Origin of the sequence: Methanohalobium sp., assembly GCF_046546175.1 — an archaeon.
Classification (GTDB): domain Archaea; phylum Halobacteriota; class Methanosarcinia; order Methanosarcinales; family Methanosarcinaceae; genus Methanohalobium.
On record NZ_JBKGYF010000074.1, the window covers coordinates 1 to 8,103 of the forward strand.

At 40.3% G+C, this 8,103-nt stretch carries 8 protein-coding genes; 1 reads left to right on the forward strand and 7 read right to left on the reverse strand.

Annotation, left to right across the window (positions count from 1 at the left end):
* Positions 1–50: 50 nt before the first annotated feature.
* From ilvC to ACLFMM_RS07880, 5 genes are all read right to left on the reverse strand, one after another.
* Entirely contained in the window at positions 51–1,043 is a 993-nt protein-coding gene (gene ilvC / locus ACLFMM_RS07860; RefSeq protein WP_410808184.1) for a ketol-acid reductoisomerase, read from the reverse strand.
* Between the two features lie 47 nt (positions 1,044–1,090).
* Positions 1,091–1,576 carry an acetolactate synthase small subunit gene (gene ilvN, locus ACLFMM_RS07865; protein WP_410808185.1) on the reverse strand — a complete coding sequence of 162 codons (486 nt, stop codon included), beginning with the start codon at positions 1,574–1,576 and terminating at the stop codon, positions 1,091–1,093.
* A gap of 2 nt (positions 1,577–1,578) precedes the next feature.
* Positions 1,579–3,264: an acetolactate synthase large subunit gene (locus tag ACLFMM_RS07870; protein ID WP_410808186.1), complete on the reverse strand. Its 1,686-nt coding sequence runs from the start codon at positions 3,262–3,264 to the stop codon at positions 1,579–1,581.
* A gap of 94 nt (positions 3,265–3,358) precedes the next feature.
* Positions 3,359–4,840, reverse strand: a complete 1,482-nt coding sequence (locus ACLFMM_RS07875; RefSeq protein ID WP_410808191.1) for a (R)-citramalate synthase — start codon at positions 4,838–4,840, stop codon at positions 3,359–3,361.
* A gap of 97 nt (positions 4,841–4,937) precedes the next feature.
* Positions 4,938–5,999, reverse strand: a complete 1,062-nt coding sequence (locus ACLFMM_RS07880) for a M42 family metallopeptidase (RefSeq protein WP_410808187.1) — start codon at positions 5,997–5,999, stop codon at positions 4,938–4,940.
* Between the two features lie 142 nt (positions 6,000–6,141).
* Here ACLFMM_RS07880 and ACLFMM_RS07885 point away from each other — a divergent pair, with 142 nt between their 5' ends.
* On the forward strand, positions 6,142–7,416 hold the full coding sequence (locus tag ACLFMM_RS07885; protein WP_410808188.1) for an adenylosuccinate synthase: 1,275 nt from the start codon (positions 6,142–6,144) through the stop codon (positions 7,414–7,416).
* Between the two features lie 26 nt (positions 7,417–7,442).
* Here ACLFMM_RS07885 and ACLFMM_RS07890 read toward each other — a convergent pair whose 3' ends face one another.
* Together ACLFMM_RS07890 and ACLFMM_RS07895 are read right to left on the reverse strand one after the other, a co-directional pair.
* Positions 7,443–7,673, reverse strand: a complete 231-nt coding sequence (locus ACLFMM_RS07890; RefSeq protein ID WP_410808189.1) for a hypothetical protein — start codon at positions 7,671–7,673, stop codon at positions 7,443–7,445.
* A gap of 85 nt (positions 7,674–7,758) precedes the next feature.
* A complete protein-coding gene (locus ACLFMM_RS07895; RefSeq protein WP_410808190.1) occupies positions 7,759–8,010 on the reverse strand; it encodes a hypothetical protein in 252 nt (83 codons plus the stop codon).
* Positions 8,011–8,103 lie beyond the last annotated feature (93 nt).

Consider the following 8,103-nt stretch of genomic DNA (forward strand, 5'->3'; position numbering starts at 1 on the left):
CCTTAAATTTTTAATTTAAGGAGCCAGTTGGTCTTTAGCCAAGTGGTAGTTCACTCCTGAAGCCATGGAATTTTGGACCTGAGTTCTTTGCCAACGTTCTCGGCAAGATGCTCTTTCTCTCTTTTTTCCAGAGCACTCAATACCGGGTTGTTAGTCTGTTTTTCCAGTACAAACTCCCTGGCGAATTCTCCATTCTGGATTCTTTCAAGTGCTTCATACATAGCTTCACGGGACTGTTCATTTATTATTGTAGGGCCGACTGTGAGACCACCGTATTCTGCGGTATTGGATACAGAATCCCACATTTTTTCAAGACCGCCTTCATAGATAAGGTCAACAATAAGTTTTAATTCATGGAATGTTTCAAAATACGCCATTTCCGGCTGATATCCGGCATCAACAAGAGTTTCAAATGCTGTTTTTATCAGTGTACTGACACCACCACAGAGGTCAACCTGTTCACCAAACAGGTCGGTTTCGGTTTCTTCCCGGAAACTGGTTTCAAGGACTCCTGCTCTGGTACATCCGATTCCCTTGGCATGGGCAAGAGCCAGGTTTCTTGCATTTCCGGTAGCGTCCTGATATACTGCTATCAGTCCGGGAACACCTGCCCCATCTTCAAAGGTTCTTCTTACAAGGTGCCCGGGACTTTTTGGAGCAACCATGTAAACATCTATATCTTTTGATGGTACAATCTGATTGTAGTGGATATTGAAACCATGTGAAAACACAATGGCATTACCAGGTTCCAGGCCGGGTTTTATATTGGATTCATATACATTGGCCTGCACTTCATCAGGCATGAGTATCTGTATGACATCAGCAGTTTTTGCTGCCTCAGAAACCGTCTTTACTTCAAGACCGTCATTTTCTGCCTGTTTCCAGCGGGAACTTCCTTCTCTTAGACCTATTATTACGTTCAATCCGCTGTCGTGAAGGTTTTGGGCCTGTGCATGACCCTGACTTCCGTATCCAATAACTGCGATTGTTTTATCTTTTAATGCATCGATATTTGCATCATCGTCATAATACATTTCTACCATTTTTTGATACCTCTGTATTTGTACTGTATAATTAGATTAATTGTAACTCAGGACCTCTTACTGCCCCTTGTCATCGCAATTTTACCTGTCCTTACCATTTCTTTGATGCCAAAAGGACGAAGGAGCTGTTCTATTGCGTTGATTTTGTCTTCATTACCAGTGATTTCTATAGTCATGGATTTTGCTGCAACATCAACGGTCCGGGCCCTAAATACATCCACAATCTGCATGATTTCTGATCGTGTTTTGGTATCTGTTGTCACTTTTATAAGTGCCAGTTCTCTTTCAACCGAATCCTTTGCATCCAGGTCTGTAACCCTTATAACATCAACGAGTTTATTTAATTGTTTGGTCACCTGTTCAAGTACATGGTCATCACCGTGTACTACAATCGACATACGTGATATTGTCGAATCATCAGTGATACCGACCGCCAGGCTGTCTATGTTGTAACCACGTCTTGAGAAAAGTCCTGCTACCCGTGCAAGAACACCGTATTTGTTTTCAACCAGAACTGCGAGTGTATGCTTCATTGTTATCTCTCCAAGTCCAGTATTTCATTGATTGCAGCACTTGCTGGAACCATTGGTGATACATTTTCACTTTTCTCTACCACAAAATCAATGACTGTTGGTCTTCCAGAAGCAAGAGCTTCATCAATTACCGGGCGTACATCTTCCGGTTTTTCAGCCCTGAGACCCAGTGCTCCATAGGCTTCTGCAAGTTTGACAAAATCGACACTGTCCTCAAGACATGTACATGAATATCTCTGTTCAAAGAATAGCTCCTGCCACTGTCTGACCATTCCCAGATAGCAGTTGTTAATGACTGCTACAACAACAGGTATATGATGCTGAACAGCAGTTGCCAGTTCCTGGCAATTCATCTGGAACGACCCGTCACCAGCAATATCGATAACTACTTTTTCAGGCTTTCCAACTTTTGCACCTATTGCTGCGGGGAATCCATACCCCATTGTTCCAAGTCCGCCAGAGGTGATGAATGTGCGTGGCTCTTTATATTTGAAGTACTGTGAAGCCCACATCTGGTGCTGTCCTACTTCAGTAACAATTACAGCATCATTGCATGCTTCGTATATCTGTTCGATAACGTATTGTGGTTTGATTACATCATCGCTTTTAATATATTTCAGTGGGTACTGCTCTTTCCATTGATTTATCTTTTGAAGCCATGGTCCAAAATCACACGGTGTGACTTGTTTTGCTAGTGATTTCAGTATCCATTTAGCATCTCCTACAATTGGTACAGTGATTTTGATGTTCTTTGAAATTTCTGCAGGATCGATATCAATGTGTATTATATCTGCGTTTGGAGCAAATGCTGCGATTTTACCGGTAACCCTGTCATCAAACCTTGCACCTACTGCAATTACGAGGTCGGATTCCTGTATTGCATAGTTTGCATATTTAGTACCATGCATACCAAGCATACCGATAAATTGAGGATGGTTTCCCGGAAATCCTCCTATACCGGTAAGGGTTGTTGTAACTGGGGCGTTGATTTTTTCGGCAAATTCCTTCAATTCTTCACTGGCATTGGAGTTGATGATACCTCCACCGGCATATATTACAGGTTTTTTTGACTTTTCAATTAATTCAGAAGCCCTCTTAACCTGCTGGAGGTTACCTTTATAGGTAGGTTTGTATCCTCTCAATTCTACATTTTCCGGATAATAAAAATCAATTTCTTGGGATGTAATATCCTTAGGAATATCGATTAATACAGGCCCCTTTCTCCCGGTTGATGCAATGTGGAAGGCTTCTTTTATTATCCTTGGTAAATCATTTGCGTCCTGTACAAGATAATTGTGCTTTGTAATCGGCATTGTTATACCGGTGATATTGGCTTCCTGGAAGGCATCATTACCAATCATGAATGAGGGTACCTGTCCGGTTATGGCAACCATTGGTATGGAATCCATATAAGCAGTTGCGATACCTGTCACAAGGTTGGTTGCACCGGGACCTGAGGTTGCAACACAAACACCGGTTTTACCGGTAGATCTTGCATATCCGTCTGCTGCATGAGCTGCTGATTGTTCATGGCGGGTGAGTATGTGTTTCAAACTTGATTTGTAAATTTCATCATAAATAGGAAGCACAGCACCCCCTGGGTATCCAAATATGGTGTCCACGTTTTCTTTATATAAACATTCAATAAGAGCCCGTGCACCGGTCATTTTTTCTGTAGACTCTTTCATGCTACATCTCCATTTTTATTAATCGATATAAATATTGATAGTTTAACTTTCTGGTGTCGGCTGAGTTAAGATATGCCTGATTGATGCATATACTTTACTCATCTAATAAATAATTGATACCATTTAAAACAGCTTCAACAGATGCCATTATAATATCTGTACGTGCTCCTCTGGAAGTAATAACTTTTCCATCTTTTGAGAGTTTAACAAGTACCTCCACAAGTGCATCAGTACCTCCTGTTATAGCATCCACATGATATTCCTGTAGTTGTATATCTGCAACACCGGCAATAGCTTTTCGAATCCCCTGGATTGCAGCATCTACAGGTCCGTTTCCAACACCCGCTTCAACCACATCCTGACCATTGACATTTAGTTTGGTTGATGCGGTTGGAGTTACTCTATTACCAGAAACAACAGTGAGTTCTTCCAGCTTGACCTTTGGTTCGCGATAAATCTCAAGAACTGTTTCTGCTATAGACTGGATGTCTGCATCACTTACCCTCTTACCTTTATCCGCCAGTTGCTTGACCCTGCTTAATATCTCGTCAAGCTGGGATTCATCCACCTCAAGACCGAGTTCTTTTAGTGCAAGCTTAAGGGAACTTTTACCTGCATGTTTACCCATGACGATTTTTCTTTCTCTACCGATAACATCTGGTTTTATAGGTTCATAGGTGGACGTATTTGCCAGCAGACCATGGACATGGATACCCGCTTCATGGGTGAATGCGTTTTCTCCAACAAGAGCTTTATTAACAGATACAGGAATTCCTGTCAAGCGGCTTACGGTTCTTGAGGTTTTGTATAGTTCTTCGAGTTTAATACCAGTATTATAATTATACAGCCACTCGAGTACCATTATCACCTCTTCCAGTGAAGTATTGCCTGCCCTTTCGCCTATACCGTTAACTGTCATGTGACATTCCTGTCCACCGGCATTGAGTGCGGCGATACTGTTGGCAACAGCAAGTCCAAAATCGTCATGGCAGTGAATGCTCAATGGTGCATCAAGGGCAGTAGTCATGTCTGAAAATATTTCTCCTGTTTTTTCGGGAGTAAGCATTCCAACGGTGTCACAATAGCATAATCTATCTGCACCTGCGCTAACACCGTCTGTATACACAGATTTCAGGAATTCATGGTCTGCGCGGGATGCATCTTCTCCGCTTAGCTCTACAATAAGCCCATGGTCTTTAGCGTACTCAGTAACATCAGTTGTCATCTGACGTACAGCATCTCTGTCCTTTTTCAATTTGGCAGTGATGTGGAGGTCAGATACAGGTACTACCAGATGAATAGAATCAACATCACATTCAAGTGCATAATCCACATCAGACTCTTTGATACGGCAGTAGCTACAGATTTCAGCACTGAGGTTTTCAGCAGTTATTGCACGTATTGAATTGCGCTCTCCTTCAGAAGTTATTGCTGAACCGGCTTCGATTATATCTATACCGAGTTCATCCAGTTTTTTGGCTATAAAAACCTTATCTTCGGTATTAAGAGCTACACCGGGCGTCTGTTCACCATCTCTTAGTGTAGTATCCAGAAAACAAATATTTTTGAATAATATGATCCCTCGCGGTTGTTGTATTTTTCGATTCAATTATCTGGCTTATATAAATACTTCTATATTAGATATGTTTAACGATACCCGAATAAATCTGGACTCAAAGATATTTTTCAGTATTTAAAATAGCTTTGGTTACAAGATCTACAGCAGATTTCATGTCATCTATACTCAGGACCTCTACAGGTGAATGGATGTATCTGGTTGCAATGCTTATAGTGCTTGATGGTATACCTTCCCTTGTAAGGTGTATAGCAGTTGCGTCTGTTGTACCACCATCTCCAACATCCATCTGATACGGTATGCTGTTCTCTTCACCGGTTTCTTTTAACCATTTAATAATGTTCTTGTCTGCTATCAGACCACGTCCACCGGCATCCAGTATAGTGATTACACATCCTTTACCAATTTCAAGAGCAGAATCTTTTTTCTCGATTCCGGGGTGGTCGCCGGGGATTGTGGTATCAATTGCTATGGCAGCGTCAGGGTTCAGTCCGAATGCAGAGGTGCGTGCACCTTTAAGCCCAACTTCTTCCTGCACTGTACCCACAGCGTATATAGTGGGTCTTATATCAACATCCATTTCTGAGAGATGTTTCATTATTTCAATGGTTACAGCAACTCCTGCCCTGTTATCAAAGGATTTCCCGGTCATGAACCCATTGGCAAGAGGTGTAAAATCTCTGTCCAGAGAAACGGGGCTACCTATTTGAACACCAAGATTTTCGGCATCTTCCTTATTCTTGGCACCTATGTCTATGAACATATCTTCTGCTTTAATTGGTTTCTTTTTATCCTCATCACTCATAACATGCGGTGGTTTGGCACCGATGACACCTTTTATCGGACCGTTTTCGGTATTAACCACTACACGCTGATTGTAAAGTGTCTGGTCAAACCATCCACCAACTTTGACAAATCGTAAAAATCCATTCTCATCGATGTATTTTACCATCAAACCGATTTCATCCATATGTGCAGCCAGCATTATGGATGGTCCACTACCTTTTTTTGTAGTTATCAGATTACCGCCTTTATCAGTTCTGATTTCATCTACATAGGGTCTAATTTCTTCTTCCATTATCTTTCTGATATTGTTCTCAGACCCGGATATGCCATGAGCATTCGACAATTTTTCAAGTAATTCCTGTATATGTTCCATAATTATCACCAATATATGTAGTTCAAAGTATTTCTGAGATATAAATCATTGAGTTGGTTATTTATATCTGTTTTTTGTTTTTTATCTTTTATTAATCATAAAATCAAAACATTATTATGGGTACAATTAAAATCTCAGTTCCATGTTTACGGTTCTTACAGGCTCTCAGTTTGGTGACGAAGGGAAAGGAAAAATTGTCGATTTAATGTCAAAGGATTACGATGTTGTGGTCCGTTTTCAGGGAGGAGATAACGCAGGGCATACAGTAACAGTCGGAGATGATGTTTATAAACTTCATTTAGTTCCTTCTGGCTTCCTTTACAATGCCAGAGTGTTAATAGGTCCAGGTGTAGTTCTCAATCCTGAAGTTCTTGCTGATGAGATCGATATGCTGGAGAAAAGCGGATGCAATGTCGACCCCAGTAAACTTGGTGTTGACTCAAAAACCAGTATTATAATGCCATATCACATAGAACTTGACAGCCTGCGTGAATCAGCGCTCACTAAAAAAATAGGGACAACTAAACGCGGGATAGGATTTGCCTACGTTGATAAAGTCGCAAGGAATGAAATCCAGTTTTCAGACATCACAGATAGAAACAAACTAATCCAAAAACTCTCTGAACTTGCACCACAGAAAGAAAATGACATTAAATTTCTGGGTGGAGACCCATCAATCGTAATGGATGAAGAACAAATTGATAAATATGTAAGACTGGGTGAAAAACTGGCATCATATATGACAGATGTATCCTATGAAGTCAATAAGGCGCTTAAAGATGGAAAAAGTGTTATGGCAGAAGGAGCACAGGGCACACATCTGGATGTCATCCACGGGACCCAAAAATATGTAACATCATCCAGCACAATTGCAGGCTCTGCATGTTCCAGTATAGGGATAGGTCCTACAAAGGTAACTGATGTATTGGGTATTGTAAAATCCTATATAACACGTGTAGGTGAGGGACCACTTCCAACAGAGCTCAATGATGAAGTGGGCAAACATTTCCAGGATATAGGTCGTGAATTTGGAACTACAACCGCTCGCCCTCGACGTTGCGGCTGGATAGATTTGCCTTTGATATTAAAGTCAATAAACTTAAACGGTTATACAGGAATAGCTCTAACTAAATTGGATGTCCTCTCAGACCTTGATCCCATAAAAATTTGTGTGGGATATGAATTGGATGGGGAATATATGGAGTATCCACCGGAACTAACATCTGATCTTTCAAAGTGCGCACCTGTATATGAAGAATTACCAGGATGGAAAAATGACCTTACCCATGTGACAGAATTTAAAGACCTTCCAGAGGAAGCACAAAATTATGTCAAACGTTTGGAGAAACTCATGGGTGTGCCAGTTGAGTATATATCGGTAGGTCCTGGGAGGGCACAAACATTTAAAAATGTGTAATTTAGCCAATAAAAAATACAATGGTATCAGTTTTCCAATGGAGGTTTTTTGACTACTTCTTCATTGATTACCTTTTTTGGAATCCATACACCATTAGTATAGGCATCAACCATCAAGTATGCATCTCCAATTTCATTGAGTATCACGGATTCACCTGTAAATTCTATATCATATTTTTCCAGGAAATCAACTTGTATTTTGAAATGCAGTTCGCCTGCAGATGTCCGTTTTACAATTATATCATGCTGTTTTTTCATTGCACATTTCCTCCTCTAAATTAACTTTGTAGAGTATGTGGCTAATGTATATAGAGTTTTTGAAATTGTCTTGTTATATAGTAGGTCAGTCCTTGAATTCTGTTTTTTCTAACCAGGTCATCTCTTTTGGAACCCACACTCCATTGTTAGAGGCATCTATCAATAGATATTCATTTTCCAGTTCATTGAGAATGATGGTTTCAGAATTAAATTCCAGTTCATTTTCTTCCAAGTACCAGGCAGGAATTGTCAGATAATGTTTTTGCTTATGTTCATGTTTTACCAGTATTTTGGCATGCTCATGGCTGTCTGAACCTGTAAATTTTTCTGATAACAAAAACCCCTCCTTAAGCAATATGTGAGTTTATTATATCGTTTAACTATTATTATATCATTTAACTATTATTATATCAATGAACTACTAATTTAT

Coding starts and splice junctions, on each gene's coding strand:
- ilvC (WP_410808184.1), bottom strand. CDS start 1,043: ATGGTAGAAATGTATTATGACGATGATGCAAATATCGATGCATTAAAA.
- ilvN (WP_410808185.1), bottom strand. CDS start 1,576: ATGAAGCATACACTCGCAGTTCTGGTTGAAAACAAATACGGTGTTCTT.
- ACLFMM_RS07870 (WP_410808186.1), bottom strand. CDS start 3,264: ATGAAAGAGTCTACAGAAAAAATGACCGGTGCACGGGCTCTTATTGAA.
- ACLFMM_RS07880 (WP_410808187.1), bottom strand. CDS start 5,999: ATGGAACATATACAGGAATTACTTGAAAAATTGTCGAATGCTCATGGC.
- ACLFMM_RS07885 (WP_410808188.1), top strand. CDS start 6,142: ATGTTTACGGTTCTTACAGGCTCTCAGTTTGGTGACGAAGGGAAAGGA.
- ACLFMM_RS07890 (WP_410808189.1), bottom strand. CDS start 7,673: ATGAAAAAACAGCATGATATAATTGTAAAACGGACATCTGCAGGCGAA.